Origin of the sequence: Psychromarinibacter sediminicola, from assembly GCF_029168335.1 — a bacterium.
GTDB lineage: Bacteria > Pseudomonadota > Alphaproteobacteria > Rhodobacterales > Rhodobacteraceae > Psychromarinibacter > Psychromarinibacter sediminicola.
Map to the genome: position 1 here is coordinate 1 of NZ_JARGYC010000221.1, position 707 is coordinate 707.

2 protein-coding genes are annotated in these 707 nt (G+C 55.3%); one reads left to right on the plus strand and one right to left on the minus strand.

Translation table 11 applies throughout. The annotated features are described in order from the left end of the window. Positions 1-22: 22 nt before the first annotated feature. The gene (locus P1J78_RS25080; RefSeq protein ID WP_275570092.1) at positions 23-226 is read right to left on the minus strand and encodes a hypothetical protein; all 204 of its coding nucleotides are present in this window, start codon (positions 224-226) and stop codon (positions 23-25) included. A gap of 149 nt (positions 227-375) precedes the next feature. Here P1J78_RS25080 and P1J78_RS25085 point away from each other — a divergent pair, with 149 nt between their 5' ends. Next, positions 376-654: a hypothetical protein gene (locus P1J78_RS25085; RefSeq protein ID WP_275570093.1), complete on the plus strand. Its 279-nt coding sequence runs from the start codon at positions 376-378 to the stop codon at positions 652-654. Positions 655-707 lie beyond the last annotated feature (53 nt).

Sequence of the window (707 nt, forward strand, 5' to 3'; positions counted from 1 at the left end):
ATCGGCGAACTCATCGACTGCTTCACGCACCAGGAATGCGAAAACTACTTCGCCGCCTGCGGATACGATGCAGATTGATCGGAAAACGCTCTAACTCGGCAAAAAGTGGCTGCCAGGTGGCGTGCACCGCTTCAAACGCTTCACGGATCTTTGCTACGTCCGCTGCATGTTTTTCACGCAGACCCTCGAATACCTTGGTGATTTCGCGAGCCTGCTTGGTCCACACGCCTGACAAGTCTGCGAGCGCCGCGGATATGTCTCGCTTGGTATCATCCGCGCTACGATGTTCCCTCAAGTTTCTGCCTCCCAATCAATGAATCCCAGATCGTAAGTTTCCTTCTCTATCAGCCCATCTCATGGTCGATAGGGCCCCTTATGTTAAGTGAACAGATCCGTCTTCAGATCGCGGGTCCGGTAGAAATCTTCACCGACTTCACCTTTTGTGAGCGCAGGCCGAACTCCCCGCCGTTTCAACCGACTAACCACCTTACCGACCTGGAGACCATGCTGCTCGGCAATCCGCGCTGGATGGGTGAAGCGGTCTTTGAAGTCCGCCACGACCGTCGGGTCGAACCGCGGAATCCTGTGTTCCGCATCATTGCCAACGATCCACTTAACAGGCTGCTGAAAAACTCTGCCTCGACAGGGGTTTGAGAACGTGATTCACCCTTTGCACGGCATGCTGGGGGTGATGATGCGCGGGACGG

What these genes read in the sequence shown, in the direction of transcription:
- P1J78_RS25085 (WP_275570093.1), top strand. Translation starts at nt 376, where the DNA reads ATGTTAAGTGAACAGATCCGTCTTCAGATCGCGGGTCCGGTAGAAATC.